This window comes from Sphingomonas sp. T1, assembly GCF_902506585.1.
Classification (GTDB): Bacteria; Pseudomonadota; Alphaproteobacteria; order Sphingomonadales; family Sphingomonadaceae; genus Sphingomonas; species Sphingomonas aerolata.
This window is the reverse complement of sequence record NZ_LR733914.1, coordinates 1-26,994: the sequence shown is the minus strand read 5'-3', so window position 1 is coordinate 26,994 and position 26,994 is coordinate 1. Positions and strand designations below refer to the sequence as shown.

28 protein-coding genes and 3 pseudogenes are annotated in these 26,994 nt (G+C 62.2%); 15 read left to right on the top strand and 16 right to left on the bottom strand.

All coding sequences use genetic code 11. The features are described from left to right. Window positions 1–908 precede the first annotated feature (908 nt). From GV027_RS21995 to GV027_RS21990, 3 genes and pseudogenes are all read right to left on the bottom strand, one after another. Entirely contained in the window at window positions 909–1,475 is a 567-nt protein-coding gene (locus tag GV027_RS21995; protein ID WP_443029581.1) for a PRC-barrel domain-containing protein, read from the bottom strand. Beyond that, a pseudogene (locus GV027_RS20955) lies at window positions 1,458–1,697 on the bottom strand (DUF2171 domain-containing protein); the annotation flags it as partial. The gene GV027_RS21995 and the pseudogene GV027_RS20955, both read right to left, overlap by 18 nt. A gap of 318 nt (window positions 1,698–2,015) precedes the next feature. Next, window positions 2,016–2,555 (bottom strand): PAS domain-containing protein, encoded by a 540-nt coding sequence (locus GV027_RS21990; RefSeq protein ID WP_159513507.1) that lies wholly within the window; start codon window positions 2,553–2,555, stop codon window positions 2,016–2,018. Window positions 2,556–2,922: 367 nt separating this feature from the next. On the opposite strand from GV027_RS21990, the gene GV027_RS20945 reads away from it, so the two are divergent. Together GV027_RS20945 and GV027_RS20940 are read left to right on the top strand one after the other, a co-directional pair. After that, a complete protein-coding gene (locus tag GV027_RS20945; protein WP_159513506.1) occupies window positions 2,923–3,474 on the top strand; it encodes an FxDxF family PEP-CTERM protein in 552 nt (183 codons plus the stop codon). Between the two features lie 2,667 nt (window positions 3,475–6,141). Continuing rightward, complete coding sequence (locus GV027_RS20940; protein ID WP_159513505.1) at window positions 6,142–6,411, top strand: hypothetical protein; 270 nt, start codon at window positions 6,142–6,144, stop codon at window positions 6,409–6,411. Between the two features lie 98 nt (window positions 6,412–6,509). On the opposite strand, the gene GV027_RS20935 is transcribed toward GV027_RS20940, so the two are convergent. Genes GV027_RS20935 through GV027_RS20890 form a run of 10 tightly spaced genes read right to left on the bottom strand, consistent with a single transcriptional unit; the run spans window position 6,510 to window position 13,749 of the window. Next, window positions 6,510–7,400 carry an MBL fold metallo-hydrolase gene (locus GV027_RS20935; RefSeq protein WP_159513504.1) on the bottom strand — a complete coding sequence of 297 codons (891 nt, stop codon included), beginning with the start codon at window positions 7,398–7,400 and terminating at the stop codon, window positions 6,510–6,512. A gap of 20 nt (window positions 7,401–7,420) precedes the next feature. Continuing rightward, window positions 7,421–8,011 (bottom strand): DsbA family protein, encoded by a 591-nt coding sequence (locus tag GV027_RS20930; RefSeq protein ID WP_236559445.1) that lies wholly within the window; start codon window positions 8,009–8,011, stop codon window positions 7,421–7,423. 53 nt (window positions 8,012–8,064) lie between these two features. Continuing rightward, on the bottom strand, window positions 8,065–8,691 hold the full coding sequence (locus GV027_RS20925) for a DsbA family protein (protein ID WP_159513502.1): 627 nt from the start codon (window positions 8,689–8,691) through the stop codon (window positions 8,065–8,067). Then, complete coding sequence (locus GV027_RS20920; protein ID WP_236559455.1) at window positions 8,688–9,464, bottom strand: TlpA disulfide reductase family protein; 777 nt, start codon at window positions 9,462–9,464, stop codon at window positions 8,688–8,690. Before GV027_RS20920 ends, GV027_RS20925 begins: the two co-directional genes overlap by 4 nt. Before the next feature lie 32 nt (window positions 9,465–9,496). Beyond that, window positions 9,497–10,279 (bottom strand): sulfite exporter TauE/SafE family protein, encoded by a 783-nt coding sequence (locus GV027_RS20915; protein WP_159513500.1) that lies wholly within the window; start codon window positions 10,277–10,279, stop codon window positions 9,497–9,499. Beyond that, window positions 10,276–11,508 (bottom strand): NAD(P)/FAD-dependent oxidoreductase, encoded by a 1,233-nt coding sequence (locus GV027_RS20910; RefSeq protein WP_159513499.1) that lies wholly within the window; start codon window positions 11,506–11,508, stop codon window positions 10,276–10,278. The genes GV027_RS20915 and GV027_RS20910 overlap by 4 nt, the downstream gene beginning before the upstream one ends. Further along, window positions 11,505–11,939, bottom strand: a complete 435-nt coding sequence (locus GV027_RS20905) for a TIGR01244 family sulfur transferase (protein ID WP_159513498.1) — start codon at window positions 11,937–11,939, stop codon at window positions 11,505–11,507. The genes GV027_RS20910 and GV027_RS20905 overlap by 4 nt, the downstream gene beginning before the upstream one ends. A gap of 18 nt (window positions 11,940–11,957) precedes the next feature. Next, window positions 11,958–12,383, bottom strand: coding sequence for a DUF6691 family protein (locus GV027_RS20900; RefSeq protein ID WP_159513497.1), 426 nt, complete (start codon window positions 12,381–12,383; stop codon window positions 11,958–11,960). Continuing rightward, window positions 12,383–12,820, bottom strand: coding sequence for a YeeE/YedE family protein (locus tag GV027_RS20895; RefSeq protein WP_201302736.1), 438 nt, complete (start codon window positions 12,818–12,820; stop codon window positions 12,383–12,385). Before GV027_RS20895 ends, GV027_RS20900 begins: the two co-directional genes overlap by 1 nt. Further along, window positions 12,820–13,749, bottom strand: a complete 930-nt coding sequence (locus GV027_RS20890; protein WP_201302735.1) for an MBL fold metallo-hydrolase — start codon at window positions 13,747–13,749, stop codon at window positions 12,820–12,822. The genes GV027_RS20895 and GV027_RS20890 overlap by 1 nt, the downstream gene beginning before the upstream one ends. Window positions 13,750–13,822: 73 nt before the next feature. Here GV027_RS20890 and GV027_RS20885 point away from each other — a divergent pair, with 73 nt between their 5' ends. The 4 genes and pseudogenes from GV027_RS20885 to GV027_RS20870 form a co-directional block, all read left to right on the top strand. Further along, window positions 13,823–14,446, top strand: coding sequence for a peroxiredoxin (locus tag GV027_RS20885; RefSeq protein WP_159513495.1), 624 nt, complete (start codon window positions 13,823–13,825; stop codon window positions 14,444–14,446). After that, window positions 14,443–14,853, top strand: coding sequence for an ArsR/SmtB family transcription factor (locus GV027_RS20880; RefSeq protein WP_159513494.1), 411 nt, complete (start codon window positions 14,443–14,445; stop codon window positions 14,851–14,853). The genes GV027_RS20885 and GV027_RS20880 overlap by 4 nt, the downstream gene beginning before the upstream one ends. A gap of 27 nt (window positions 14,854–14,880) precedes the next feature. Continuing rightward, on the top strand, window positions 14,881–15,426 hold the full coding sequence (locus tag GV027_RS20875) for a DsrE family protein (RefSeq protein ID WP_443029576.1): 546 nt from the start codon (window positions 14,881–14,883) through the stop codon (window positions 15,424–15,426). Window positions 15,427–15,566: 140 nt separating this feature from the next. Continuing rightward, window positions 15,567–15,740: pseudogene (locus tag GV027_RS20870) on the top strand (IS1182 family transposase); the annotation flags it as partial. 154 nt (window positions 15,741–15,894) lie between these two features. Here the strand turns inward: GV027_RS20870 and GV027_RS20865 are convergent. After that, complete coding sequence (locus GV027_RS20865; RefSeq protein WP_159513493.1) at window positions 15,895–16,164, bottom strand: HU family DNA-binding protein; 270 nt, start codon at window positions 16,162–16,164, stop codon at window positions 15,895–15,897. A gap of 41 nt (window positions 16,165–16,205) precedes the next feature. Between GV027_RS20865 and GV027_RS21325 the strand changes: the two genes are divergently transcribed. Then, window positions 16,206–16,382: a hypothetical protein gene (locus GV027_RS21325; RefSeq protein ID WP_201302734.1), complete on the top strand. Its 177-nt coding sequence runs from the start codon at window positions 16,206–16,208 to the stop codon at window positions 16,380–16,382. On the opposite strand, the gene GV027_RS20860 is transcribed toward GV027_RS21325, so the two are convergent. Continuing rightward, the gene (locus GV027_RS20860) at window positions 16,379–16,825 is read right to left on the bottom strand and encodes a hypothetical protein (protein ID WP_159513492.1); all 447 of its coding nucleotides are present in this window, start codon (window positions 16,823–16,825) and stop codon (window positions 16,379–16,381) included. The two genes, GV027_RS21325 and GV027_RS20860, sit on opposite strands and share 4 nt — an antisense overlap. 169 nt (window positions 16,826–16,994) lie before the next feature. On the opposite strand from GV027_RS20860, the gene GV027_RS20855 reads away from it, so the two are divergent. From GV027_RS20855 to tnpC, 8 genes and pseudogenes are all read left to right on the top strand, one after another. After that, a complete protein-coding gene (locus GV027_RS20855; RefSeq protein WP_201302733.1) occupies window positions 16,995–17,756 on the top strand; it encodes an ImuA family protein in 762 nt (253 codons plus the stop codon). A gap of 163 nt (window positions 17,757–17,919) precedes the next feature. Beyond that, window positions 17,920–19,455 (top strand): Y-family DNA polymerase, encoded by a 1,536-nt coding sequence (locus GV027_RS20850; RefSeq protein WP_159513491.1) that lies wholly within the window; start codon window positions 17,920–17,922, stop codon window positions 19,453–19,455. Beyond that, window positions 19,452–22,716 (top strand): annotated as a pseudogene (locus tag GV027_RS20845) (error-prone DNA polymerase). The gene GV027_RS20850 and the pseudogene GV027_RS20845 overlap by 4 nt, the downstream one beginning before the upstream one ends. Window positions 22,717–22,750: 34 nt before the next feature. Continuing rightward, window positions 22,751–23,008, top strand: coding sequence for a hypothetical protein (locus GV027_RS20840; RefSeq protein WP_236559444.1), 258 nt, complete (start codon window positions 22,751–22,753; stop codon window positions 23,006–23,008). 17 nt (window positions 23,009–23,025) lie between these two features. Then, window positions 23,026–23,259, top strand: a complete 234-nt coding sequence (locus GV027_RS20835) for a hypothetical protein (RefSeq protein WP_159513489.1) — start codon at window positions 23,026–23,028, stop codon at window positions 23,257–23,259. A gap of 344 nt (window positions 23,260–23,603) precedes the next feature. Next, window positions 23,604–24,029 (top strand): IS66-like element accessory protein TnpA, encoded by a 426-nt coding sequence (gene tnpA, locus GV027_RS20830; RefSeq protein ID WP_159513488.1) that lies wholly within the window; start codon window positions 23,604–23,606, stop codon window positions 24,027–24,029. Then, on the top strand, window positions 24,026–24,382 hold the full coding sequence (gene tnpB / locus GV027_RS20825; RefSeq protein ID WP_159513487.1) for an IS66 family insertion sequence element accessory protein TnpB: 357 nt from the start codon (window positions 24,026–24,028) through the stop codon (window positions 24,380–24,382). Before tnpA ends, tnpB begins: the two co-directional genes overlap by 4 nt. Before the next feature lie 81 nt (window positions 24,383–24,463). Beyond that, window positions 24,464–26,071, top strand: coding sequence for an IS66 family transposase (gene tnpC / locus GV027_RS20820; RefSeq protein WP_443029580.1), 1,608 nt, complete (start codon window positions 24,464–24,466; stop codon window positions 26,069–26,071). Between the two features lie 615 nt (window positions 26,072–26,686). Here the strand turns inward: tnpC and GV027_RS20815 are convergent. After that, a complete protein-coding gene (locus GV027_RS20815) occupies window positions 26,687–26,839 on the bottom strand; it encodes a hypothetical protein (RefSeq protein WP_159513486.1) in 153 nt (50 codons plus the stop codon). Window positions 26,840–26,994: the final 155 nt, after the last annotated feature.

Here is a 26,994-nt window from a genome sequence, read left to right as displayed (position 1 = left end):
AAATTGTCACGAATAAGTCACCGGTTGATCTGCCTACTTTCTGGGAACGACGATTTACCGCCTGCTTAAGGCGCACTGTGGCGTCAACCGACGAGGGGCTTTGTTCCAACGTTCGAAAGCGCTTCAGCGCGGCGGGCGACAACCGGCCTTTAATCATTCGCGTATCTGGCAAAACCACGCCCGGAATACCGTCCGCGACGAGTTCAATCTCAAACGTGCCGTCGTCATTTACCATCACAGTAACCTTAATTGGTGCTGACGACTTTTTTCACTCGGCGCATGTTCGGGACAACCCAGATTGGCAAGACCATCGAGTAGCTTCGCTGAATCGCAAGCCGCTCGTGACGAAGAGGCTTAGAACGCGACGTCGCATTTGCTCATCGTATATAAGCCTCGAATGACTGCAAGTGACCATTCCTGCCGTTGCAAAAGGGACCCCCTCGCAACGGCAGCAGGTGCTAGGGCGACGATTCCAATATTTGATCCTTTCAAAAAAGTCCCTGCCGCCCCGATCGCCGCTCCATCGGAGACTGCAGCATCACCGAGTGCTTTTCTAAAAGCTGACCTTTCGCAGTCGATCATCAAGCGTCACGTGTGAGCTAGGCGAAGTCACCAAGCTTGTCGGCATCATCGTCAGGCTGGTCATGCTCCGCCGAGTTATCGCTCGGCGGTCCGAAGCCCGGCTCTGTGGGCATATCGCCGGGGTCGGGCTCGTTGCCAGCAGTGCGTGTCGGACTCATGGTTTTTCCTTTGCTGCTTCATATCCGCGCCCGTTCCGCGTATCGGCCCCTTCGGTTGTTCGATTATCGATGCCTATCGAAAGAGCGCACGAACCATACCGAAATGGCAGTCGGACCCGCGTTGTACGGCAGGGGAGGATCGGCGCTCCGACCCTCCCGAAGGCGATCCTAGATCAAAGCTCGGCCGTAGAAGTGTGCCACGCCTTGCCGGTAGCTGGCGGTGAATTCCGGCACCTCGCTCGGCTTGAACTTGGGAGCCGTCGCCAGCTGCTGCTTGGAGATGTTCAGGACGTAGCCGTCCTTGGTGACGTGGTAGTCCAGGTAGCTCCATGGCAACGGGAACAGCGCCTCGCCGAAGCCCATCGTGCCTCCAAACGACATCACCGCGTAGGCGACCCGGCCTGAGTATTTGTCGACCATAAAGCTATCGATCTTGCCGAGATGCTCGCCGTTACGGCCGACCACAGGCGTGCCCTCTACCTTTGAAGAGGAAATCAGACGGACGCTCTCGTCAGTTTGAAGCCGGAACTCGAACTCATCGCGGGTCTTCGCCTTGCTCCGTGTCAGGAACGCCGCCCCGGCAGCAACGCCGACTGCGGCTGCTCCCAGCCCGATCGCACGCCAGCCCGGTCCTGAACCATTCTGTTGGCCGCGCCCTTCGAACGCGCTGCGCGGATGACCACTGCTGGTGCCGACGCCGGCACCGCTCGACCGATCTTTCTCCTCCTCAAACAGTGAGGCGTTCGCGCCGGTTGTGGACAGACGCACCTTGTCGCCCTCAACCGCGGCGACCAGGCCGGCAGACAGATAGTGATGGTGACCCTGATGGCTGCCCTGTCCGCTGTCGCGCCTGGTGAGCTTGATGCGGTCACCCTCGACCTTGTCGACGGTACCGACGTGAACGCCGTCCGCTCCGATGACTTCCATATGCTTCTTGATGCCGCCAAGGTCAGCCATGCTAGGTTCCCGATATGATTGAAGCCGTTCAACGGCTCGAACTCGGGATCGATGCATATGAGTGCAAATCGGCGCGCAAAGCGGCGCCTCATCAAAACCGGTTTAAACCGTTGTAGTCGCATAAAAGGGGATGACAGTTCGAGGGTCCCCACCGGCGCCGATTGGAACCCCCGCAGCATCCGGCCTTCTACGCGCGTCGATGCACTTACGTCGGGCCAAGAGGGATCGCGCTTCGAGCGCCGGTCTACAACTCTTCAGGAAGGCGGCCTGTCCGTTTTTGGGTGGCAGGTGGCGAAAACGGACGCTCGTTCCAGGTGGCTAGTTTGAGGGCCGTACCGCCAATTTGATAGAAAGTCCCCATTCCGATCTCGGGCGGCGGTCCCCACCCAGGCGCGCCACGCCTCTGCGGCTAAACGGAAACGCTCTTCGCTCGCAAAGCAATGCACTCTCAGCCCGCTTTTGATCGTCGATGTCTTCCAACGTCCCGAACCAGGCAAGCACCTCCCCGTCGTGATCAAAGTGTGGTGACGCGCAGGAGCGGAACCAGCAATAGCCGCTGGAGGTCCGCAGGCGATAGTTGACGTCTATCGACAATGCCGTTTCAAGCGCCAAGCGCCAAGCGCCAAGCGCCAAGCGCCAAGCGCACAGGGTTTGTTCCACGTCGTCTGGGTAGATTGCGTCAAGCCAACCGTTATCTAATGCCTTGTTGACCTCGATGCCGGTGACCTTCGCCCATCGTGCGCTAACAGTGCGGATGGCGCCACTCGCGTCTGCGATCCAGCTGATGTGCCGTGTCATCTCAACACTGGTGTGGTAGTGATCAGCTTCCTGCCGGACGGCGTCAAGCGCATCTAGCAATACCAAGAGGTGGCGTGCTGCTTCCAGGCAATATCGTGCTTCATACTTGCCGCTGCATCCAAGTTGCTCTTAGCCTGCCCATCCTCACCTAATCCGTCGAACTCCATCATAAATTGTTTGATTAGTATATACATACAGCAAAGCCTTATACTTTGTTAGAGCAATTCGGCTCCTGTACATTATGGGGACATAGATTGCCCTAAGCCTACGGGGGGCGGTCTCCGTAGCGTCGTCTGTGACGAAAAAGGCACGATTTTCCCGAAAATCGACATTATCAAGGTCATAGCTGGATTTTGCGATAGAGCGGTTTGCGTGTCGCCATGGCCCCCGTTATCCTTTCGTTAAGGACAAACTCGAGGAAACCAACATGAAGCGTCTACTCATCTCGACCATGGCATTCGCATCCGCCTTCGCGATGGCCCCAGCGGCTCATGCAGTTGACTTCACCCCGAACGATCCGGAATTCACCGTTCGCGGCGATATCAACGATGGTACCGTTTCGGCAGATTTTGGCCGTTCGGGCATCGCGGCCGGCACCTTCCAGGATACCTTCAACTTCATTATCGATCAGACTGGTCTGGCTAGCGGCACGCTGAGCACGAACACCACGCGCCTGACGAGCTCGACCGATCTCGACATCCTGTCGGTGTTCATCAATGGGTTCGCAGCCACGAAGACCATTGTCGGCAACGCCGAGTTCTTCGAGCTCAACGACGTCTCGATCGCTTCGGGTGTGCCGAACCAGATCGTCGTGAACGGCACGTCGCGTGGCAACGGCTCCTATGCCGGCACCGCGACCTTCGAGCCGACGGCAGCAGTTCCCGAGGCTGGTACCTGGGCAATCATGCTGTTCGGTATCGGCGGGATTGGCGCATCGATGCGCGTTCGTCGTCGCCAGGCGAAGATCGCATTCGCCTAAGCACATTTCACAGCTGGTCCCAGTGGCCATCTGTGTGAAGGCAGCCGTCAACCTCGCGAGGTTGGCGGCTGTTTTTGTTTAACCGCCGGCGCAATGGGTTTGCCGAAGAATCCATGTGGCGCGGTGGGCGCCGTCGATCGATAATTGGGCAAGCGGGATGGCCCATACTGCGCCCAACAGCCCAAACCCCGAGATCGCGAACGCGCCTGAATGGACGCCGTCAGGTACCGAGCACACGTCCTGGTATCGGCATCCATCGATCTACAGCCACGCAGAGCCACGTACGCGGCTGGGACTGGTAATGACCACCGGTGTGCGCCATTTTGGCGTCATGATGTTCAAGCGTGGGCGGAGAACTATAACATGAGTCTACGCTTGGAGCATGTTACCAAACTCGCACATAGCAAGGAAGGCCTGAGGGCTGCTTACGCCGCGGGTGTCGACCATCAGCGCAATGATTGGCTGAGATATCCACCATGCAAATGGGACCATCCCGCAATTCTGGCTTTTGATGAAAGCGGAACGTGCGTTGGCGGTATCAATTGGGGCGAGGACCATGATGATCGAACGCTCCCAATCACGTTTGCCTGGGGTTCGCCTACCGCTCCTGCAGCCTTTGCTGCCGTACTTTCGCGGTTTCGGAAGGTTCACCTAAACGGGTGGTTCACGGAAATCCACTTCACGATATCGACGCATAACGAAGCAATGCGAAAGGCCGTAAAAGTGCTTGGGCTTGTTCCTCGGGCCTTTACTTTTGAGATGCCGGTAAAGGACATGACCAGGTCTTGATGGCAAAAAATGCCCGGCTTGGAAAGCCGGGCATTTTCGAGCTTAGCCGTTATCGAGCTTTGCGGTATTCCAATATCGCGTATTGGATATGTTAGGTTAAAGACAAAGGTATTAATCAGCAGCCTTTGCGAGCCTTGCCACTGTTTCAGTGACGCATTGCGCTATCCCCTGCGAAATGCGGCAGTAAAAGATGATAGCTGCTCAGGCTGGTGACACTATTAAGCCCTGATGGGCTTACCGATAGGCCAGTAGCGCATGTGAACCCCCCGAGTTGAAAGTGTTTGTCTTTCGACAAGGAGGCTTATGCAGGAACTCTATTTCGTAATTGTAATTCCATACGGTGAAAGGCGCATTAACCGCAACTGGCGCATTTTTTTGTCTTTCTGCTCGAGCGGTGATGTATCAAAGTCCCCGTAGCCGTCCGCATAAACGGACCGTGGTGAGAGTAGGGGCAGACCACCCTCATTTTTAGGCTAGAAGCGACGTTCCAGGCGATTGGCCTGCGATATGGACCGCCAGTCAGAACCTCCGCCTCACCTTCACCTAGTTGTGGGGCCAATGTCCGGAAGCTTGGAATTCGCTGCATTCGGCGGGCGCCTCGCCGGCACTTTGGCGCTTACTGACTAAGTCCGACTTTGCCGCTTGTTCGGCACCACGGTCCGCTTGCTCTTTGACGCTGCGGATGTTGCCGGGCCGCAGATAACTTCGCGCGTTCTCCATATAGCCGTGGCGGGGGCGGGTCGTACAGTCGGCGAGTGCCATCCCGGCAGGACTGCTGTTGACACGCACGGTGTTGTGGTCCGCCTGCCATGCCTCGCTGATCCATCCCGCCGTCGCCAGCGAGCACGTGTTCGCTCAAGCACTCGGCGCGCAAAGAAGAAATGGCCGATTTTACAAATCTATACTTTTGTAGGTCAGTAATGCGCGGGAGGCTCTATATCTATGATAAGGTCCAAAAGTTCGCGGCGCACTTGATCAAGTTCGAGTGCCCCCTGGAGGTCTCCACGCTCAATCTTGGCATCGACTTCGCGCTGGGCGACGAACACAGCATCCACCCCGTACCGACCAACCATAGTGTAGGCCGCAGAGTGTGCCACAGGGAAGTTCGATCGGTGGGAGGCATTCATGCTGCACCTCATTGATAGTAATCATCAATGCACGAGCGCTCGACGAATCTCTTGAAGACGATCCTAGATAAAACCTTATGGTAAAGAAGGTGTTAATGGCCGCACGTGCTAATTCGATTAAGCGAAAGCGCCCCGCATGTCCGTGTGAAGAAACATGGCGAGGCGCTAAAAGGGTACGCAGTACTGAAGGCCAAAGCCTCGGTTGCTGGCTAAGCGCTTGATAGTTGAATATTCGTAAAGCACCCCGCCCGCTTGTGTGACACGCTTGATGTCGCGAGCGGGATGCCGAGCTCTCACTGTCTTGGGTCAGCGGGCTCTTAGGTCTGCCTCGCAGAGAGCCGTCTACGTCGCAAGCGCATTTCAGAATTGCAATCTCGCGGTGATACAGGCCGTTTTTAACTCGAGCAAAAATTGCCCCGCTGCTGCCTGCACAGACCTGCCCGCTCTAAACGCCGGTCCGTGTGTCTGAACGGTCTGCTCTACAGCTCCGGCAGGCGGACTGAGCGTTTCCGCGGTACAGCCAGAACGGCTGTTTCCCAAGTCGACGCAAAAACAGACAGCCGATGTCGTCGTGCATTATCGATAACCTGACTCACGGCACGTGATGCCGTTGTCAGAACCCTAGATGTGTTCGCATAAATTGAGCGAAGCGAGGGGAAACGCCATAGCCGACTGAGGTTGCCAGTATGATAGCAATTGGGAGGCCCCAGACGACCGCAAGTACGCTGTACAGAATTATCATGTGCGAAAGATGGCAGAATTATCGCTTGCGACTAGCCCTAGTTTCGTTTCAAAAGCCGAAAGTGTCTCGAACCTGACCAATGTCTACGGCCTTAAAACGTTAGGGGCGGGGCATCCAGCGCCGGGGCATTTGCGCTACTTTGCTACGGGAGCCTCAATACTCGAGTTGCTGAACCTGACCGAGGAGGGCTGTTTGCCTGAAGGCGAAGGCGCGACCGGTCAGGTGAGCCCGCGTCAGCGGGTCATGCAAACGGCGATGCGCCAAACCAGACGTTCCTGAACCATCTCAATAGAGACGATCAGGCGAAGGTCAGATCTTTACAACGGTCCCGGTCGGTCCTGACACCGAAAATGTAAGCCGCTTTAGCTTGGCCCAAGTTACGAGACAGCAGGCCCAAACCGGTTCAAAGGCACTTTGAGAAACGCCGTCCCACATTCGTCGGCATCTGGCAGTCGGCCGCCACGTATGTTCACCTGAAGCGCGGTGAGCATCAGGTCGGGTAGTGGGAGGGATGCGTCGCGTTTCTCACGGGTTGCGACGAACTCGGCCTCGTCGATGCCATCGTGAACATGGACGTTGTCGCGATGCTGATCGGCGACGGTCGAGTGACAGAGTACGTCCCGGCCATCCTTGCCATAGTCATGCCCGACATAGGTTGCGGTTTCGGGTGGCAGATCGAGGATGGCGCGGATCGAGCGCCACAGCGCATGAGCATCACCACCCGGGAAGTCTGCCCGGCTTGTGCCGCTATCGGGGACCATCAGCGTGTCGTGAACGAACGCGGCGTCACCGACGACATAAGTGATCGAAGCGAGCGTATGGCCCGGCGACAGCATGACATGAGCATCGAGGGTGCCGATCCGGAAACGCTCGCCATCCGCAAACAATTGGTCCCACTGGGTGCCGTCCACGGCGAGATCGGGCAGGCAGTAAATGTCCCGCCACAGCTTCTGCACTTCCACGACCTTGTTGCCGATCGCGGTTTTGCCACCGGTCTTGCTGGCGAGGTACGGAGCCGCTGAGAAGTGATCGGCATGGGGGTGGGTGTCGAGCACCCATTCAACAGTCAGCCCCTTCTCACGTACATAGTCGAGGATCAGATCGGCGTTGCGGGTCGCGGTCACACCGGCGCGCGGATCAAAATCCAGGACCGGGTCGATGATCGCAGCCGTCTCCGTGGTCTCGTCGATGACAACATATTGGAAGCTACCAGTGTGTTCGTCATGGAGCGACGCAACGGTCATGCCATCGTGCTCATACTCGATCATGTTTTCATCCTCTCGCTCTGTTAGCTTTCCGTCCGCGCCCGCGCGAACAACCGTTCAAAATCACCCGCTTCGATTGCGCCCATCACCAGCATGCGTCCGGCAAGAAAGCCCGGGGTGCCGGCCAAACCGATCGAATAGGCCTCTCGGCCGTTCGCCCGCAGGCGTGCCGCGACAGCCTGTCCATGCGCAGCAAGCCAGGTCGTCGCGCGCAGCCAGTCCCCGCCAGCGCCGTTGACAATGTCCCTGAGCATGTCGTCGTCGATCATACGACTGTCGGTCATCAGCTGGCGATGAACGGCTGGGTAGATGCCCTGTTCGGCACAGGCGAGTGCAACGCTCGCAGCGCGTTCGGACGGCGGACCGAAGATCGGCCAGTCCTTGTAGATAACCCGAACCTTGCCATCGTGTTGCACCGCCTCTTCCATTGCGGGGAAGGCGTGACGACAGGCCGGGCAACGATAATCGGTGAACACGGCAAGTCGCAGCGTTGCATTGGCAGGGCCGTATTCAGGCGAACCGCTGCCTGCCAGAATCTGGTCAGCGGTCGGACCAACGTCGCGACCGATCGGCGCTGTGCGTCGCAGCACCTGTCCGACTGCCCAGCCAGTCACGACGACGGCTCCAAGCCCGACTGCCTGCCTGCGATTGAGCGGCTCTGGCATATTTAATGCACCTGAGGCTTGCTGCGCGCCGTTGCGACAAGCCGGCGTAGCGTCGGCAGATCAACCGCGCCGGCCACCACTTGCGAGCCGACGATCAGCGCCGGTGTTCCGTTGAACCCGATCGCTCGAGCGATAGCGTTGGTGCGTGCGAGGAGCGCATCGATCTCTGCACCGCGCGTCTTCAGGTCGCGTTGCAGACGTGGCCAGTCCACCTTGGCTTTCGCGGCAGCGGCCTTGACCCCGGCGCTATCGAGCCGTGCGGGCGAGGTCAGCAGCGTCTCATGAAAGGCGGCATGTTTGCCCTGCCATTGGCTTGCGACCGCAGCCCGTGCGGCCTCCCGGGATGCAGGGCCGAAAATCGGCCAGTCGCGATAGACGATCCGAACCTTAGGGTCGGCCGCGACGAGCGCGTTCAGCACCGGCTCCATTCGCCGGCAATAGGGGCAGTTGTAGTCGAAAAACTCAACAACGGTGACGTCATAGGCTAAGCCGGCACGCTTCGGAGCAACGGGATCGTCCACGACCGCCTTGCGCGACAGATCGGGTTGCTGCGCGACTGCTGGCATTGTCGGCACGGCGACGGCGAGCAAGGCCAGAAAGCTGCGACAGAGAAGGTTGCGTCGGTTCATCGGTGTTTCCTTGCCATATCGATCCCATCGGCGAGGGCGGCGCGCGACAGCTCGCCGAACTGAAGCTGCATGATCGTGCCGTCCGCAGCGACGAAGGCGGTTGCGGGATAACCAGCCACCTCGAAGGCTTGAGAAAGCCTACGGGAAGGATCGAGCGCGACATTGTTCACGCCGATGCCTTCACGGGTAAGAAACCCGGTGACGATTGCTGGTGACTCACCCTGATCGGCGAGCAGGATCGGCACATCCCGATTGCGCGTTGCCGCGGCGTCGAGCATCGGCAGCTCGCGCCGGCACGGCCCGCACCATGTCGCCCATAGATTGACCACGAAGGGGCGGCCTCGGAAACGTGCAAGCGGGAGAGGAGCGCCGGACGGCGTCGTCAACGTTAAATGATAGGGGAAGGGGCCATAGGTCACGGGCGGGATAAGCGCCTGGAGCGTGAACCACAGGCCACCCGCTATTGCCAACGCCCCCCAGCCCACCGCCAAGGCGCGTGTTCGGCCAAGCTGGAAGGCCAGCGTTGCGGCAGCACCAACGATGCCGGCCATCGCAGAGAAGCCACCCTGCCAGACGGCGAAAATGGATAGCGGCGCTTCGACATAGCGCGCCCAATGTGCCGCGACATAGCCGATCCGCGCCGCCACCAGTCCAGCGACGATGGCACCGGTCGTAACCGTAGACACTTGCGGGAAGCGGAACCGCCCTGCCACGGTCGTGAGCCCCAGGAACACGGCGATGCATAGCACCGCCAGTCCGCGATCAACCGCCATCATGAGCGGTCCGATGGCAATCGCGGTTCCCATCAGAGAAACGCGCCTGCGCTCTTCCAGAGCATGTAAGCTGCCACGACGAAGATCAGCGCCGCGAAGACGGTGGTAAGCGTTCCGCCCGAGCCAAGGCGCTTGGCGATGCGTGTGCCGATCAACCCGCCGACAACCCCGCCGCCAATGAAGACGAAGGCAAGCGGCCAGTCGACCAGTCCGGAGAATGCATAATTAGCAGCGGTCGTCAGGCCGAAGGCGGCGACAGCAATCAACGATGTGCCGACAGCGTTGAGGATCGGCATACCCGTCGATCCGATCAGGCCCGGAACGATCAGAAAGCCACCTCCGATGCCGAAGAACCCTGAGAACAAGCCGGTTCCAAGGCCGTAGCCCAGCACCTTGGGTGCCTTCTCCCGGTTACATTCCGCGCCGGGATTACCTGCGTCACCCCGCCCGCGAAGCATCAGGACGCCGACGACGACCATGACGAGCGCGAACAGAAAGAGCAGCTTGCCGCCATCGACGGCCTTGCCGACGGTGGACCCTAGCAGCGCACCGATGACGCCCGCTGTGGCATACATGCCCCCCCACCGCCATTTTACGGTATGAGCCTTGGCATGGCCGATCAGACCGGTCGCGGCATTGGCTGCCACGGCAAACGCACTTGTGCCGATTGCAAGGTGTGCATCGGGCACGCGCACCAGATACACCATCAGCGGTACGGCAAGGATCGAGCCCCCGCCTCCTACAAGGCCAAGGGTAAATCCGACCAGGCTGCCCGAAAGGGTGCCAAGCAGATACTGGATCGGTTCGAGAGTCATGCTGCCTCGCCGATTTCATGCGGGGCGGCCATCCACTCGCGGCCCTTCAGCATGCCCTGCCAATAGATCGGGGGAAGCATCCGCTCCTTCAGGAACCAGGCGGCGCGCGTGGGTCGCGTTCCGTCCAGCAGCCAGGATGGGAAGCTGGGCAGCAGCTTTCCGCCATAGCCAAACTCGGCGAGGACGATCTTACCGCGTTCGACCGTGAGAGGGCATGAGCCGTAACCATTATAGTCGGCAACGGGTGGGCTGCCGTCGAGCGCGGCCAGCGCGTTGACCGCGACTACCGGCGCCTGGACGCGAGCAGCAGCGGCCGTCTTGGCGTTGCTGGTGCCAGCGGCATCGCCAAGGCCAAAGACGTTTTCAAATCGCTTGTGCCGCAGCGTAGTCTCGTCGACCTCGACGAAGCCGTTCGCGGCCGCGAGCGGGCTATTGGCGACGACGGCATGCGACACTTGGGGCGGAACGACGTGGAGCATGTCAAACGGGCGTTCGATCCTCTCGGAGACGCCGTCCTGCTTGCGCTCGAACGTGGCGACACGACGATCGGCGTCGACTGCGACAAGGTTGGATTCAAGCCTGAGATCGATGCCGTACTTCTCGACATATTCCATCAGCGCCGGGACGTAGGTCGGAATCCCGAACAGGGCGGCGCCGGCGTTGTGGAACTCAACATCGATCGCGGGGAGGACGCCGCAGCCTCGCCAGATATCACATGAGAGATACATGGCCTTTTGCGGTGCGCCGGCGCACTTGATCGGCATTGGTGGCTGCGAAAACAGCGCACGCCCCCGCTGCAATTCCTTGGCGAGCCGATAGGTGTAGGGCGCCAGGTCATAGCGATAGTTTGAGGTGACACCGTTGCGGCCAAGGGCTTCTGGTAGCCCCTCGATCTTCTCCCACGCCAAGCGCAGCCCGGGCGCTACAATCAGGACGTGATAATCGATGGAGCTTCCGTCTCCGAACTGGATCGCGTGGCGGTCGGGGTCGATGGTGATCGCGGGCAACCGTATCCACCGGACGCCCTTAGGCATCACATCGGCTTCGGCCTTCCGGGTTTGCTCGGGCGTGAAGACGCCGGCTCCGACCATCGTCCAACCAGGCTGGTAATAGTGGTCCGTGGCGGGATCGACGACCGCGATCGTCACCTTGGCGTTGCGCTTCAGAATGCTGGAGGCGGTCGCGACGCCGGCGGCACCGCCCCCAATGATGACGATGTCGTAGGTCATTGATCCACCCTCTCGGAACGGCGCTTCAGCGCAGGCGTCAGATCGGCAAGGTCGTACCCGGCTGCCTTTGCCTGGCCGATGATCGTCGTCGGGTCGGCGCGATCGGCCTCGGCCAATGCCCACAATGTCGCCGCGCGCGTCCCGCTACGGCAGAAGCCGAGCGTCGGCTGTGGCAGCGTGGCCAGCGCCTCCTTCATGCGATCCGCATCGGCGTCAGTGGCCTTGCCCGGTACGATTGGAACATGCGCAAACGCGAGCCCGTGTTCGCTGGCCAATCGAGCCATTACTTCCGCGCTTGGCTGGCCCGCCTCCTCGCCGTCCGGGCGGCTTGAGATGATCGAGCGATATCCTGCCTGCGCGGCAGCGGCGAGGTCGGCGTGCGTCAGCTGGGGGGCGGCAGAGAAGGACGAGGTGATCTGCTTGAAAGCCATGTGATGTCTCCTGTCTGATCAGGCCGAACGGCGGTAAGTGAATGCAAAGCGGTGGACGGCAGCGCCGAGGGCCATTGCAGCGATGAAGATCAGTGCCGGCAGAGGCTGGATCGCCAGTGCGGCAATGGCAGGACCTGGGCACAATCCGACGATGCCCCAGCCTATGCCGAACAAGGCCGCACCGCCGATGAGGTGCCGGTCGATCGGCGAGGTGGCTGGCGTATAAAACTGTTCAGCCGCAATCGGGGTCGAGCGACGCCGCACGACAAACCATGCTATCGCCATCGGCAGGATAGCGCCTGCCATGACGAACGCCAGGGTTGGGTCCCACGCGCCGGTGACATCGAGGAACGCCCGTACGCGCGCCGGATCGATCATTCCGGAGACAACAAGGCCGGCGCCGAACAACGTCCCGCTGGCGAGTGAAATGAGGTTCTGGCGCATCACTGTAGTACCCCGGACAGACGCATAATCGTGACCGTGACGACGCCGGTTGCCATGAACGTAGCGGTCGCGGCGATGGACCGGGGCGACAGGCGAGACAGGCCGCATACGCCGTGACCACTGGTGCACCCGGACCCGAGCCGTGTTCCGATACCGACGATCAGACCGGCGACGGCGATCAGCGAAAGCGATGTCGGAAAGCTGGCCTTCACGCCTAAGCTGGCTGCAACAATACCCGCGCCCAAAGGCAGACCTGCGGTGAAAAACAGCGCGATTGCCCATGGTGGGCCTCCAGCGGAAAGACCCAAAACCCTCGCGAACATGCCGCTGACTCCGGCGATGCGGCCGTTTCCGAGCAGCATGATCGCCGCGGCGACACCGATCATCAGCCCGCCGATGAAGCCTTCGAATGGCATGGCATGGGAAAAGCCCGGCATCACAGCGCATCCAGCGGAATCTTGAGGTAGCGGGTGCCGTTGACTTCCGGCTCCGGCAGATGACCACCGCGCATGTTCACCTGGATCGAGGGCAGGATGAGCTTGGGCATCGACAAGGTCGCGTCGCGACTGGTCCGCATCGCGACGAAGTCGTCTTCGCTGACCCCTTCATGGACATGGACGTTGCCGACACGCTGCGCGCCTACAGTCGTTTCCCAGACATATTCGTCGCGCCCCACCGCCTTGTAGTCGTGGCAGAGGAACAGGCGCGTCTCGTCCGGCAGCTGCATGAGCCGGCGGATCGAGCGGAATAGCTGGCGTGCGTCGCCACCAGGAAAGTCCGCCCGCGCGGTGCCGTAATCGGGCATGAAGAGCGTATCCCCAGTGAAGACCGCGTCGCCAATGACATAGGCCATGTCCGCCGGCGTATGGCCGGGCACATGCAGCGCAATGGCGTCCATGTTGCCGATGGCAAAGCGGTCGCCGTCCTCGAACAGCCGGTCGAACTCGGAACCGTCGCGCTCAAAATCGGTGCCGGCGTTGAAGATTTTGCCAAATACGTTCTGGACCCGGATGATCTCACGACCGATCGCGAGCTGCCCGCCAAGCGCCTGCTGAAGATACGGTGCCGCAGACAGGTGATCGGCATGTGCATGGGTTTCCAGCAGCCAATCGACCGTCAGTCCCTGATCCCGCACGTAAGCGATCACTGCGTCCGCCGACGCGGTTTTGGTCCGGCCCGCCGCGGCGTCAAAATCGAGGACGCTGTCGACGATCGCAGCCTTTTTCGTTGCCGCGTCCCAAACGACGTAGGTCGCTGTGTTGGTAGGTTCATCGAAAAAGGACTGAACGACCGGCGATCCGGCCGCTTTTGCGCGTCTGATCTGGGCGTTGGCTTCGCTCAAAACCGGGTCCATGACCGTCTCCATTTAGTCAACCTCACGGTTTATGTAGTTATGTAACAGCATTGCGTCAACGGGGTGTTCGTGCCATTTAAGAAGAATGGAAAAGATGGATGCGAACATGCCGCGCTCGCTGCGCATCGGGGATGCAGCCCCGAACTTCACCGCCCGCACCACGCAGGGCGAAATTGCGCTCGATCAGTATCGTGGGCGCTGGGTTGTGTTCTTCTCGCACCCTGCCGACTTCACGCCGGTTTGCACGAGCGAGTTCGTGGCCTTGGCTAAAGCAGCCCCTCAATTCGAGGCGCTGGATTGCGTATTGTTGGGGCTGTCGGTCGACAGCCTCTACTCTCATGTCGCCTGGCTTCGCGCGATCCACGAAGTTTTTGGTGTCGAGGTGTCGTTTCCGGTAATCGAGGATCCTTCGATGGCGGTTGGGTATGCCTACGGCATGCTCGACGAGCAGGCCGGCGATGCCTCAACCGTGCGTGCGACCTACTTCATTGATCCCGAAGGCATTATCCGCGCACTCAGCTGGTATCCGATGAATGTCGGGCGTTCGGTCGGCGAGATGCTTCGCACGGTCAGGGCGTTGCAGCGTTCGGCCGATGGCGAGGCTTATACGCCCGCTGACTGGCAGCCGGGCGACGACGTGCTCCTGCCTCCCGCTTTGCCAGGGAACGCAGGCGCCGACTGGTTTCACCAAACGAAGGCTGACCGGTGACGGCGATGTATCAGTCCCGCGCGATCGCCGACGTTGCAGTCGAGAAGCTGCGCGTGTTCGCGCAGCCTCAGCGGCTTATGATCCTGTCCTATCTGTTGGGCGGCGAACGGCAGGTGGCGGACATCGAGACCGCCACGGGCGTGACCCAACCAGCGCTCAGCCAGCAGCTTGCCGAGCTGCGGCGCGCCGATCTCGTTAAGACCAGGCGGGAGGCCAAACAGGTTTACTACCGTCTTGCCGACGAGACAGCCGCACTGTGCGTACGAACCCTGGAGGCGATGTTCGGAGCCGACGACCTGTCGGTTCCCCAAACGGCCCCGGCCCCCCGCCCAGTGCGGCCGCGCGAGACGCCGTCCGTGGTTCGACCGCAAAACATCGGTGCGGCAGTTTTTGCGAGAGTTGGCTGATCATTTCGGCTGAGAAGGAAAAAGCGGATGCGTATGCCAATCATTGCTCTTGCAGGATGCTTGTCACTCATGAGCAGCGTCAGTGCTTCAGCCGGCGTGCCTAGGCAGGCGGTGATACCGGGATATGGCGCGATCACACCCATCGAAGGTGCTGTGGAACGGCCTGATCGCAAGTTGCGCTATCGCGTGCTGTTCAATGTAACCAAGGCCGCGGCAACGCCGGATAAAATCAATCCATCGCTGGAGAAGGTCGCCCGCTTCTTGAACCTGCTGGGCAACGATGGCGTTCGTCCAGAACATGGCGATGTCGTCGTGATTGTCCACGGTCCGGCGACGCCCATCGTTACCGAAGATCGCGCTTATGCGACAAAGACGGGAGTAGCTGCGAACCCCAACCGTGCCTTGATTGAGGCGTTGAAAAAGGCGGGCGTGTCCGTTCGGGTATGTAGCCAGGCTCTAATTGGAAACGGGATCGACCCCGCTACCGTAGAAAAGGGTGTCGAAACCGACGTGTCAGCGCTGACGACTATGGCGACGTTGCAGCTGCGTGGTTGGGCACTGATCCCCGACTGATCACGCCGCCACGTTTCCTATTTCGTCTTCTAGCCCGTAACGCTGCTGGTGTCATAACCGGACCGAGACTGTTGAAAAACGCGTGCTTGCGACGACGAGGAAGGCGTGATTCACTCCTGCCAGGCGGCGGGAGTATGGACATGATGGGTCGGCAGGTGGCGCAAGGCGCGCTGTTCTACGGTTTCCGGCTCGACGATCATGTGCCTGCCGACCACCTTCTCCGGCGCATCGACGGCGTGCTGGACCTCGGCTTCGTGCGTGAGGCGCTGGCAGCGAGCTACAGCGCGAGCGGTCGACCCTCGATCGATCCGGAGGAAGATATCACCGGCCGGAAACGTCTCGTCGACCTCATAGGGCGGGCGGATGCCGAACGTCGCAGCTACCTCGGCCTGCTTCGCCGTCAGCCTATACCGATTGCACATCCACGCCTCCTGTCGGCGCCGGCGATCGATCGCCGGCGCATGTTCGTCAGAGCCTGTCCTTCAAGCCCTTCGCGGCCGTGAACGACACCTTCTTCGACGCCGCGATCGTCATGGCCTCACCGGTCGCCGGGTTGCGGCCCTGACGCTCCGGCCGATCCTTGACGGCGAACTTACCGAACCCAGGAATGGAAACCTCGTCGCCCTTCGCTGCCGCGTCGGCGATCTGATCGAAAACCGCCGTGATCGCCTTCTTGGCGTCGGCCTCGCTCGAACCCGTCGACGTTGCGACGCCCTTGGCCAGCTCACTGATGTTCATGCTATTCATGCTCCCTAGGAAAACGATCGGGATCCTTACCCATGACGAGCGACGACACCAAGACCGTGCTGGACGACGCGAATGCCCGGGCGGTTGCGCTGATGATCGACAAGCTCGAGGACCACGACGTTACCGTGATCTATGAGGCAGTCGGCGGGGTAGGGCCGATCGCCGACCTGGCGGCTGACGCCATGAAGAGCCGGAACATCGACCTCTAGCGCGTAGCGCGTCGCTCGCGGGTGATGCGTGGATCCTCGTACAGGTCGCGCAGGGCGCGGACCCGAAACACATTCCACCAGCGCTGCCAGCGGTGCTCGGCTGCATCATGGATCATGTGGCAGCGTTGGCAGAGAGCCCGCAGGTTAGCGGGAGCGCTGTTTCCCGGGTCATGGTCGAGGTGCGCGCATGCCAGCACGACATAGGTCATCCGCACACTCGCCAGCGTAAACCCGGCCTTCATCGAAACACGCTTGCCTTGGTCTGATCGCCAGCACGACGACTCCGCATCCCACCAGCGTCCATCGCCAAGATGCGCGACGCGCCGAAGGTGCGGCCGACGGCATTGCTCGCAGCGCCTGCCAGCGCGCTCGAACCGGATCGTGCCTGACAGCTGCTGCCAGTCGATCGGGTAGAGCCAGCGGTTTTCGGCGCGGATCGGCATCACATTTCTATGAGTCACGCGACCGGTCTTGGAAAGCGGAATTTCACTGTCTGTTGCCGCTTCGTATCGCCTGCGTTCTGTTTGCAAGCGACGAGCTGAGACGATCGGCGCTTGACCAATTGACCGCATTAACGGAACATAAAGGGAACGAGTAGAGTCTTAGAACACGATGTCCGCCGCCCTCGATTCCTTCGCGCCAAGCATAGCGCATCTCCGGACGATCGCCACGCCGGTCACGGACTATCGTGTGCTGCCGTTCGGCATTGATGAGCTAGACAATCGGCTCGGGGCAGGGGGGCTACGTGCCGGAGCGCTGCACGAAGCGACCGCCCAATCCGGGGCATTGGTCGACGACGCGGCGACGACGCTGTTCCTGGCCTGGATTGCGGCGCGTGAAGCGGCGAACGCCGGCGGGCTGGTGCTTTGGGCAAGCTGCCGCCCCGATATCTACGCACCGGGGCTGGCTCAGGCGGGCCTCACGGCTGCAAGCGTCATCTACGCGCACACACCCGACGATGCCACGCTACTCGCCGTGATCGAGGACGCTGCGCGCGACGGCACGCCGTCGGCGATAGTCGCGGACGCGAGTAAGGTATCTATGGTTGCCACGCGCCGCCTGCAGCTGGTGGCGGCTGAAGCCGATATGCCCATCTTGCTGATGCGCCGTCGACGCAAACGCGACGAGGATCCATTCGCCGAACCATCTGCCGCGTGGACGCGCTGGCGGATCGGCTCCGCGCCTTCGGCGCGGTTGGATGTCGCGGGTGTAGGAAGAGCGCGGTGGTCGATCGAACTCGCGCGACAGCGCGGAGGTGAGGGCTTTTCCCTGATATTGGAGGCCAGCGATGAGACGGGTTGTCTCGCTGTTCCTGCCGAACTTGGCCATCGAACGGCTGAGACGGTTGGAACGGCCCGCTTCGCGGCCGCCTGAGCGCCCGCCCCTCCAGTTACCGGTCGACGACGATCCCGGCGCCTGTTCGGTGCCGCGGGGCGGCGGTTGGCGTCCTGGCGCCCGTTGGGCGCGGACCAGCGCGCAATCGCGTGAAGAGGTGGAGGCACAAATTGCGTCGCTGCCTGTCCACGCACAGCCACCCATGCGCGAGCTCGGCAGACGGTCGGAGGCGGCGAGCCACCCCTACAAGGCGGCTGCGCTCACCAAGCGAAGCGCGCCGGTCGCAGCAACACTCGTCGATCACGCGCCGCTTGCGCTGATCGGTAAGATCGGTCGTCGCGAGGAGGTGGTCGCCGCCTGCACAGGCGCGCAGGCGTTGGGTATCCATGCCGGCATGGCAGCGACCCATGCTCGCGCGCTTGTGTCGGATCTCGATTTCCGTCCGGCCGAACCCGAAGCAGACGCGGCGTTGCTCGATCGCCTTGCACTACTAGCGGTCCGGCGCTGGTCGCCGGTCGCCGCGGTGACGCCGATGGATGGCCTTTGGATCGACCTCGCCGGCTGCGATCATCTCCACGGCGGAGAGGAGAGCTTCTGTCGCCGCCTTCTGGCCTTCTGCAGGCGGGCAGGCTTCACCGCTCGGGTGGCTGTCGCTGATACGCCAGGTGCCGCACACGCCCTGGCTCGGTTCGGGAAAGGCGAGCTGACGCGCGTCGATCCACACGGCACGGTCGAGGCAATCAGCTCTTTGCCGATCGCGGCGCTGCGCCTGGCGCCGACCGCGCTGTCTGCCGCGCGCAAATTTGGCTTTGAACGCATCGCGGATCTCCTACCGGTCGCGCGCGGGCCGCTCGCACGTCGGCTTGGTTTGCCGGCGATCACGCGTCTCGATCAGGCGCTAGGCGGTATCGCCGAGCCTATCACACCGCGAGATGACCCCGAAGTGCCAGCGGTTGAACGCCGACTGCTTGAACCGATCAGCACGGCTGAAGCAATCGAGAAGGTCATGTCGGATCTTTTGGGGGACCTTGCCGAGGTGTTGCAGGGGAGGGGACTCGGTGCTCGATCGCTGCGCCTGACGGGAATGCGCGTCGACGGCACAGAACAGGTTGTCGCAATCGGCACATCGCGGCCGACGCGGGAGGTTTCGCACCTGCTGCGACTGCTAAAGCTGCGTATCGAGCGCATCGACCCTGGTTGGGGACTCGAGCAATTTACGATGGTAGCGCCCCATACCGAACCGCTCGATGCGGTTGATCTTGGCGCTGTGCTGGCAGGCGAAACGCTGGTGCGCGATCCCGCACGCCTGGTCGACGTGATCGCAGGTCGGATCGGGATGCAGTCTGTCTTCCGCATTGCCCCGGTGGAGAGCCATGTGCCGGAGCGGGCCGTCGCCCACTCCGACCCCAATGTCCTGCCGGGTGATTGGCCCGCTTGGCAACGTCCAGTGCGTCTTTTCGCGCGTCCAGAACCACTGCACCGGGTTATCGCACTGATGCCCGACCAGCCACCGCGACGCTTCGAGTGGCGGGGAACGGTCTACAAGGTCGTCGCCGGCGACGGCCCCGAGCGCGTTCACGGCGAATGGTGGCGGCGCGACGCGGAGATATGGGCGGTCCGTGACTATTACCGGGTCGAGGACGATGCGGGCGGCCGGTATTGGGTGTTCCGCCGCGGTGACGGGTTCGAGGATGATACCGGCGACCTGTCGTGGTGGATGCACGGGGTCTTCGGATGACCCACTATGTCGAGCTTCAGGTGCTGACGCACTTCTCACTGCTCCGCGGCGCGTCCAGCCCCGAAGAGCTGTTCGCGGCTGCGGCCTTGCTTGGATATCCAGCGATCGGCGTCAGCGACATCGGCACTGTTGCCGGCGTCGTGCGCGCGTGGGAGGCGCAGAAAGCCACAGGCGTCCGCTCGATCGCAGGAACGCGGGTTGATCTATCCTGCGGCCGTCGCCTGCTGCTCTATCCCACCAACCGCCCCGCCTGGTCGCGCATCACGCGACTGCTGACCGTGGGGAAGAAGCGGGCAGGGAAGGGCGGATGCCTCCTCCACTGGCACGACCTTGAACCATGGTCCGAAGGCGTCGTGGCGATCCTGCTGCCCCATGAGGCAGACGAGGAGAACCTTGCCGCGCTGAGGGACCTGAAGGCGATCTACGGCCGGCGCGGCTACATGGCGCTATTCCAACGACGTCGGCCGGGGGATGCAGTGCGGATCGATGCCTTGGCGCGTCAGGCGGGCGGTGCTGGCGTGCGGGCGGTCGTCACCGGCGACGTGCTCTACCATGCGCCCGAGGCACGACTGCTGCAGGACGTGGTGACGGCCGTGCGCGAGAAATGCACCGTCGATGAGCTCGGCTACCGGCGCGAGGTCAACGCCGATCGCGCGCTGAAGTCACCCGACGAGATGGTTCGACGCTTCCGGGCCTACCCGGACGCGCTGCAGGCCAGCGTCGACATCTCGCGCATCTGCACGTTCGACCTCGGCGAGCTACAGTACCAATACCCGCACGAGAAGCTCATCGACGGGCTGACCGCTCACGAAGCACTGCAGCGCTTGGCGGATGAAGCTGTCGACCGGATGTTCGATGGCAACGTGCCGCAGGCTTATACCGACCAGATTACCCATGAGATGAGGCTGATCGGTGAGCTTGGCTACGCGCCCTACTTCCTGACGGTGTACGCGATCGTGCGTGAAGCGCGCCGGCGAGGCATCCTGTGCCAGGGGCGCGGTTCAGCCGCCAATAGCTGCGTCTGTTTCGTGCTTGGCGTGACGTCGATCGACCCGATCAAGCACGAGTTGCTCTTCGAGCGTTTTGTCTCAGGCGAGCGTCGTGAGCCGCCCGATATCGACGTCGACTTTGAGCACGAGCGCCGCGAAGAGATCATCCAGTGGATCTATGAGACCTACGGCCGCAATCACTCCGCACTGACGGCCGTCGTCACCCGCTACCGCGCGCGCGGTGCCGTGCGCGACGTGGGTAAAGCACTAGGACTCCCGGAGGATCTAACATCATCGCTCGCCGGCTTGGTCTGGGGCTGGTCGGCGGACGGTGTGGGCGAGAAGCAGGTCGAGGAGCTGAACCTCGATATCGGCGATCGTCGACTACGCCTGACGCTGGACCTTGCGCGCAAGCTGATTGGCGTTCCGAGGCACATGTCTCAGCACCCAGGCGGCTTCGTGCTGACGCATGACCGGCTCGACGACCTGGTTCCGATTGAGCCAGCTGCGATGGAAGACCGTCAGATCATCGAGTGGGATAAGGACGACATCGATGCGCTGAAATTCATGAAGGTCGACGTCCTGGGATTGGGCATGCTTGGCTGCATGAACCGAGCCTTCAACATGCTGGAGGCGGATAAGGGGCTCCGCGTCGGGCTAGCGGACCTGCAGGACGACGATCCCGACGTCTACGCCATGATTTCAAAGGCAGACACGCTCGGCACATTCCAGATCGAGAGCCGGGCGCAGATGAGCATGCTGCCCCGCATGAAGCCAAGGCGCTTCTACGACCTCGTGATTCAGGTGGCGATCGTGCGGCCAGGCCCGATCCAAGGCGACATGGTCCATCCGTATCTGCGCCGGCGCGAAGGGCTGGAGAAGCCGGAATACCCCCGGCCGGAACTACGCGCCGTGCTGGAGAAGACGCTCGGCGTGCCCCTGTTCCAGGAACAAGCCATGAAGGTCGCGATCGTCGGAGCCGGCTTCACGCCCGCCGAAGCGGACCAGCTGCGAAGGGCAATGGCCACCTTCAAATTCACGGGCGGCGTCTCTCATTTTAGCGAGAAGTTGATCGAGGGCATGGTGGAGCGGGGCTATCCTCGCGAGTTCGCCGAGCGCACCTTCCGCCAGCTCGAGGGGTTCGGGTCCTACGGTTTCCCGGAGAGCCATGCGGCGAGCTTCGCCAAAATCTCCTACGCGTCCTCGTGGATGAAGCATCATCATCCTGACGTCTTCTGTGCGGCACTCATGAACGCGCAGCCGATGGGCTTCTACGCGCCAGCGCAGATCGTCCGCGACGCGCGCGACCACGGCGTCGAGGTGCGGCCACCTTGCGTCAACGCCAGTCGCTGGGATTGCACGCTGGAACGCAATGGCGGGGCGCTACCTCGCCGTGCGTCTGGGCCTGCGGCAGATACGCGGCCTGTCGAACGCCGACGGGGCCAAGATCGTCGGCGCACGCACAACCACGGCATTTGAAAGCGTGGAGGACGTCTGGCGGCGATCGGGGGTGCAGCGCGCCTCTATCGAGAAGCTGGCGGATGGCGATGCCTTTCACAGCTTCAGCGTCGATCGCCGGCAGGGTCTGTGGAAGGTACGTGGCTTGGGCGAAGCGCCGCTGCCGCTCTTCGCTGCGGCCGATCGCTGCGCCGAGACCTTTAGCGCTGAAGGTGTCGAGCCGGACGTGGCGCTGCGGCCACTGACCGACGGTCGTGAGGTGATCGAGGACTACCGGGCACTGCAGCTGTCACTTCGTGCCCACCCGCTGACCTTCGTGCGCGAAGAGTTGACCAGGCGCGGCGTCACCAGGTGCGCTGATCTCGCCGGCATCCGCGACGGCCGTCACGTCGAGGTCGCCGGCATCGTCCTGGTTCGCCAGAAGCCGGGCTCCGCCAAGGGGGTGCTGTTTATCACCATCGAGGACGAGACCGGCATCGCCAACGGCATCCTCTGGCCAGACCGGTTCGAGGCGCAGCGCCGCACGATCATGTCCGCCTCAATGGTCGGCATGAAGGGGCAGGTCCAGAAGGAAGGCGAGATCATCCATGTGATCTGCAACCGGATCATTGACCACGGCGACCTGCTCCACCGGGTTGGCGACATGTCATTCCCGCACAAAACCGGCCGCGGCGACGCTGGCCAGCATCCCGGCTCACCCGATCGCGGTGACAAGGGCTGGCAGCCGGAGCCGCGTAACCAGTATTGGCCTCCGCACGCGGACGGCATGGATCCAGAGGAGGTCGTGCGCTTCAAGTCGCACGACTTCCATTGAACCAGTGTCGAAGCTGCCAAGGCATCAGCGCGTCGTGATCGCGCTGTCGGTGCATATCCTGCGCTGTGGCGTAGCGCGCTGTGCCGAGGCCCGCGTCGACGTTCCGGAGATTCGCCTCGCCCTTCGCTGCCTGCTGCCCCACTGTCCGGAAAAATGGCCGCTGGCGCTCTATTGGGACTCCGGTTCGCAAACCAACGACATAGGAAGAGCCCAGGGCGTGACTGCTGCGTTTAACGGGATCGTCCGTCAGTTACGCCGGGCGGACTGCTACGAGGAAGTGACGCCATCGTGATCGACAGCGAGCGCTAGATGCCGGCATCGAACCAGTCGAAGTTCACCACGCTTGCTGAATGGGCCGCGGCCCGTGAGGACATGCGGATCGTGTGCGCGTGCGGACGCACGATCAATCTCCCGGCAGTGAAGATCGTCGAGCGTTTCAAATTCGATGGCGAGATACTGCTGGCGCTTACTCGACTGCGCTGTGGAAGCTGCGGACGCCGCGGACACGCCACCGTGACGCCCGTTCCGATTTTGAAGCTATAGCTCGATGGACAAAGATGATGAGACGGTCTCACCCACTTTGTTCAGAGTCTCATCCTCTTTGTCCTCTGGCAACGAAACGTCGCACATCGATCAGAAAAAGCCCTCCTTACGGCCCTCGCCGGTGTCATGAAGCTGCTCGCCCTCGACCGCTGAGCGACGGACCTCTAATTCGACGCCCTCGCCTTCTGGCCGCATCTGGTAATCCTGCACGCTAAGGTCATTACGTTTCGCATAATCGTCGGCAGCTTTCTCACTGCCGTAAGCGCTGTTCCGCGGACACCTTGCTGAGGGCGTCATAAGCGGGGACGGATCGGCCCTTCTGAAGAGCAGCAAGGCCTACAGCCATGACGATGTCATGTGATGATGCTGGCACCAAGCCGGTCCGGTTCGAGGTATTCACGGGAGCTGGCCAGCGTCGCGAGTGGAGCGACGAGGCCAAGGCTCGGATCATGGCGGAGAGCTACGCCGGGTTCGAGAGCGTCAGTGCCGTGGCGAGACGCCACGGGCTGCGTCCGTCGCAGCTATTCACCTGGCGGCGGGAAGCGCGCAAAGCCCTGGACGCGGTAGGGGCGGTGTTCGTGCCTGCCGTGATCGAGCAGCCGGCGCCGGCTGTTGTTGTTCCTGCGCTACCGCCGCGGCGACGTGCCAGACGGCCTTGCGCCGATGGCATGGTCGAGCTGGAGATCGACGGCGTGGCGGTAAAGATCGGGCGCGGCGCGGATGCCGGTGTCATTGCCGCGGTGATCGACGCCTTGAAGGTGTCGCGTTGATCGGTCCGGGCAGCGATGCGCGGGTCATGGTGGCGACCATGCCGGTGGACTTCCGCAAAGGCGCGGACTCGCTCGCGGCGCTGGTAAAGGCACATTACGGCGCCGACCCGTTCTCGGGCGTGGTGTACGTCTTCCGGGCGAAAAAGGCGGACCGGGTAAAACTGGTCTGGTGGGACGGTACGGGGCTGTGCCTGATGGCGAAACGGCTCGAGCAGGGCTGCTTCCGCTGGCCAGGTATCCGCGACGGCGTAATCCGTCTCACGGCCGCGCAGATGGCGGTGCTGCTGGAGGGCGCGGACTGGCGCCGGGTTCATGGCGGCCGTAAACCTGTGGCGCCGCAACTGGCTGGTTGACGCTGCCGGGGTGGCCTGATTCACTGCCCCGCGATGCTGCTCGAGGCTGACCTTCCATCCGACCCGCAAGGTCTGCGCGCCATGCTGGTCGCGACCATGATACAGCTGCGGTCGCACGATGAAGAGATTGCCTCGCTGCGTACCGCCAACGAGCAGAACCAGGCTGAGATTGCTGCCCTGCATGCGGCCGAGACGAATGCACGAGCCGAGATCGTGCGGCTCGGCGCCATCAACGACCATGCCGAGGCGGAGCTGGCCCGGCTGCACGACATCATCGCCGCGCTGCGCCGGCATCGCTTCGGTGCACGCTCGGAGAAGCTCGACGACGAGCAGCTGGAGATGGCGTTCGAGGATACCGAGACGGCGCTTGGCCTGGTCGCCGCCAGCCTGGATGCCGTGGCGGTCACCCCACGCGAGCCGCGCCGGCGCAAGATCAACCGTGGTCGACTTCCGGTGCATCTGGAACGCGTCGAGCAGATCGTCGACATCGAGAACAATGCATGCGGCTGCTGCGGAGGCGCGCTGCACGTCATCGGCGAGGACGTTTCCGAGCGGCTCGACGTGGTGCCCGCGACCTTCCGCGTCCTCGTTACCCGCCGCCCGCGCTATGGCTGCCGGGGCTGCGAGGCCGCGCCCGTACAGGCGCCGGCACCTGCCCACATCATCGACGGCGGCCTGCCCAGTGAGGCGCTCGTCGCGCACGTGCTGGTGTCCAAATACGCCGACCACCTGCCGTTGTACCGGCAGGCGCAGATCTACGCGCGCCAAGGCGTCGAACTCGACCGTTCGACGCTGGCCGACTGGGCGGGACGAGCGGCATGGTGGCTGCGGCCGCTGCGCGACCATCTGCTCGACGCGCTCAAGCGCTCGGGCAAGCTGTTCGCTGACGAGACCGTCGCGCCGGTGCTCGACCCGGGACGAGGCCGCACCAAGCGTGGTCAGCTATGGGCCTATGCCCGCGATGACCGACCATGGGGCGGCAACGACCCGCCCGCGGTCGCCTACCGCTATGCGCCCGACCGCACAGCCGAGCAGCCTGTCGAGCATCTCGCCGGCTTTCGCGGCGTACTGCAGGTCGATGGCTATACGGGATACCGCAAGCTTGCGCGCACCGGCGAGGTGCAGCTGGCGTTCTGCTGGGCGCACGTCCGTCGTCGCTTCTTCGAGCTGGCAGCTGGCGGCACGTCACCAGTCGCGACCGACGCGCTGGCGCGCATCGCGCAGCTCTACGCCGTGGAGGCCGACGTCCGCGGCCAGGCGGCCGACGCACGTCGTGCCGCACGGCAGGAACGCAGCCGCCCGCTTATCGACGACCTGCGCCGCGTCCTCGAAATGCGGCTCGGTCAGATCAGTCGCAAAGGCCGTCTCGCCGAGGCCATCCGCTATGCGCTGAACCACTGGGACGGGCTTTGCCGCTTCATCGACGACGGTCGCATCGAGATGGACTCCAACACCGTCGAGCGCAGCATCCGACCGCTGGCCCTCAACCGAAAGAACGCGCTCTTTGCCGGCTCCGACGATGGCGGTGACAACTGGGCCGTCATCGCCTCGCTCATCGAAACCGCCAAAATCAACCGCGTCGACCCGCAGGCCTGGCTGACCGATACCCTGACGCGCCTTGCTGGCGGCCATCGCATCAACGCCCTCGGCGAACTCATGCCGTGGGCCTACGCCGCCCGCGTGGCCTGAAAACAGCGCTTACTCACTGCCGAACGTGCCACTCTTGTCGAAGTCGAAGCCACTCATCGTTGTTCATCCTCTCACACCCAGCAGGTCGCCGGGAATCCATTGACGTATCGCGTTAGAAACTGAGAACGACGGCCTCTCGGATCGCCGGGGTCGGAGGCGGCCGCGTTGCCAAAGGTGAGACACGATAACCGCTGGATACCATCGGAGCGCCTAACCAGCGCAGCGATGATGCTACCTGTCGGTAACTCACCGGATGAACCCGGTCTCGTGTCGCCACTGATGACAGGTGGACGACGTCGTCTCCGAAAGAGCGAGCTATCGCTACCGTCGCTTGTGCAGCGCTCGGGTTATATGGTGCCAGCCAGGTCACACGGACTGCGGATAGCCGCTGGCGGAGTGCGACTAGGTTCCGAACAAGCTGTGGGTTCGCCGGGTCATTAGAGCCAAGCCCGATGACCGCCCTTTCGACCGGAGCATTACCGCGAAAAGTCCGAAGGGCTTCCGTCGACGAGGCGCCAACTCGGGCATGCACTGCGCACTGAACCCCTTGAGCGACCAGTGCGTCAGCTGTCCCGACGGCCGTACTGTCACCGAGGATAAGGCACAGCGGCAACATCAATGGCTGAACGCAGCGAGCACGATCGCCAGCGACATGACGAACAGCGACAGCCAAATCGCTATCTGGCCGTAAATGTGAAGGACAAGCCCAAGCCAGGAATAGCGCTGACGTAACAGGACGGCACTGCCGACGGCGATGAAAAAAGCCATAGCAGTTGGCAGAGTGATAGACGGGGAGTGACGTGACCCCCGCCTTTCATCCAGCTGCGACCAGAGACCGACCGTTGTTGTCGCGCAGGAGCGCGGGTGAAGCAACGGTCAGGTTTAAACCCGACCGTTGCTTTTCGAGTTCTGCGGCGAAGGCG

What these genes read in the sequence shown, in the direction of transcription:
- GV027_RS20920 (WP_236559455.1), bottom strand. Translation starts at nt 9,464, where the DNA reads ATGGCGGTTGATCGCGGACTGGCGGTGCTATGCATCGCCGTGTTCCTG.
- GV027_RS20875 (WP_443029576.1), top strand. Translation starts at nt 14,881, where the DNA reads ATGCGTATGCCAATCATTGCTCTTGCAGGATGCTTGTCACTCATGAGC.
- GV027_RS20905 (WP_159513498.1), bottom strand. Translation starts at nt 11,939, where the DNA reads ATGGCTTTCAAGCAGATCACCTCGTCCTTCTCTGCCGCCCCCCAGCTG.
- GV027_RS20900 (WP_159513497.1), bottom strand. Translation starts at nt 12,383, where the DNA reads ATGCGCCAGAACCTCATTTCACTCGCCAGCGGGACGTTGTTCGGCGCC.
- GV027_RS20895 (WP_201302736.1), bottom strand. Translation starts at nt 12,820, where the DNA reads ATGCCGGGCTTTTCCCATGCCATGCCATTCGAAGGCTTCATCGGCGGG.
- GV027_RS20885 (WP_159513495.1), top strand. Translation starts at nt 13,823, where the DNA reads ATGGAAAAGATGGATGCGAACATGCCGCGCTCGCTGCGCATCGGGGAT.
- GV027_RS21325 (WP_201302734.1), top strand. Translation starts at nt 16,206, where the DNA reads ATGACGAGCGACGACACCAAGACCGTGCTGGACGACGCGAATGCCCGG.
- GV027_RS20850 (WP_159513491.1), top strand. Translation starts at nt 17,920, where the DNA reads ATGCGCGAGCTCGGCAGACGGTCGGAGGCGGCGAGCCACCCCTACAAG.
- GV027_RS20860 (WP_159513492.1), bottom strand. Translation starts at nt 16,825, where the DNA reads ATGCCGATCCGCGCCGAAAACCGCTGGCTCTACCCGATCGACTGGCAG.
- GV027_RS20835 (WP_159513489.1), top strand. Translation starts at nt 23,026, where the DNA reads ATGCCGGCATCGAACCAGTCGAAGTTCACCACGCTTGCTGAATGGGCC.
- tnpA (WP_159513488.1), top strand. Translation starts at nt 23,604, where the DNA reads ATGACGATGTCATGTGATGATGCTGGCACCAAGCCGGTCCGGTTCGAG.
- GV027_RS20890 (WP_201302735.1), bottom strand. Translation starts at nt 13,749, where the DNA reads ATGGAGACGGTCATGGACCCGGTTTTGAGCGAAGCCAACGCCCAGATC.
- GV027_RS20865 (WP_159513493.1), bottom strand. Translation starts at nt 16,164, where the DNA reads ATGAACATCAGTGAGCTGGCCAAGGGCGTCGCAACGTCGACGGGTTCG.
- tnpC (WP_443029580.1), top strand. Translation starts at nt 24,464, where the DNA reads ATGCTGGTCGCGACCATGATACAGCTGCGGTCGCACGATGAAGAGATT.
- GV027_RS20925 (WP_159513502.1), bottom strand. Translation starts at nt 8,691, where the DNA reads ATGAACCGACGCAACCTTCTCTGTCGCAGCTTTCTGGCCTTGCTCGCC.
- GV027_RS20935 (WP_159513504.1), bottom strand. Translation starts at nt 7,400, where the DNA reads ATGATCGAGTATGAGCACGATGGCATGACCGTTGCGTCGCTCCATGAC.
- GV027_RS20815 (WP_159513486.1), bottom strand. Translation starts at nt 26,839, where the DNA reads ATGGCTTTTTTCATCGCCGTCGGCAGTGCCGTCCTGTTACGTCAGCGC.
- GV027_RS20910 (WP_159513499.1), bottom strand. Translation starts at nt 11,508, where the DNA reads ATGACCTACGACATCGTCATCATTGGGGGCGGTGCCGCCGGCGTCGCG.
- GV027_RS20855 (WP_201302733.1), top strand. Translation starts at nt 16,995, where the DNA reads ATGTCCGCCGCCCTCGATTCCTTCGCGCCAAGCATAGCGCATCTCCGG.
- GV027_RS20945 (WP_159513506.1), top strand. Translation starts at nt 2,923, where the DNA reads ATGAAGCGTCTACTCATCTCGACCATGGCATTCGCATCCGCCTTCGCG.
- GV027_RS20915 (WP_159513500.1), bottom strand. Translation starts at nt 10,279, where the DNA reads ATGACTCTCGAACCGATCCAGTATCTGCTTGGCACCCTTTCGGGCAGC.
- GV027_RS20940 (WP_159513505.1), top strand. Translation starts at nt 6,142, where the DNA reads ATGGCAGAATTATCGCTTGCGACTAGCCCTAGTTTCGTTTCAAAAGCC.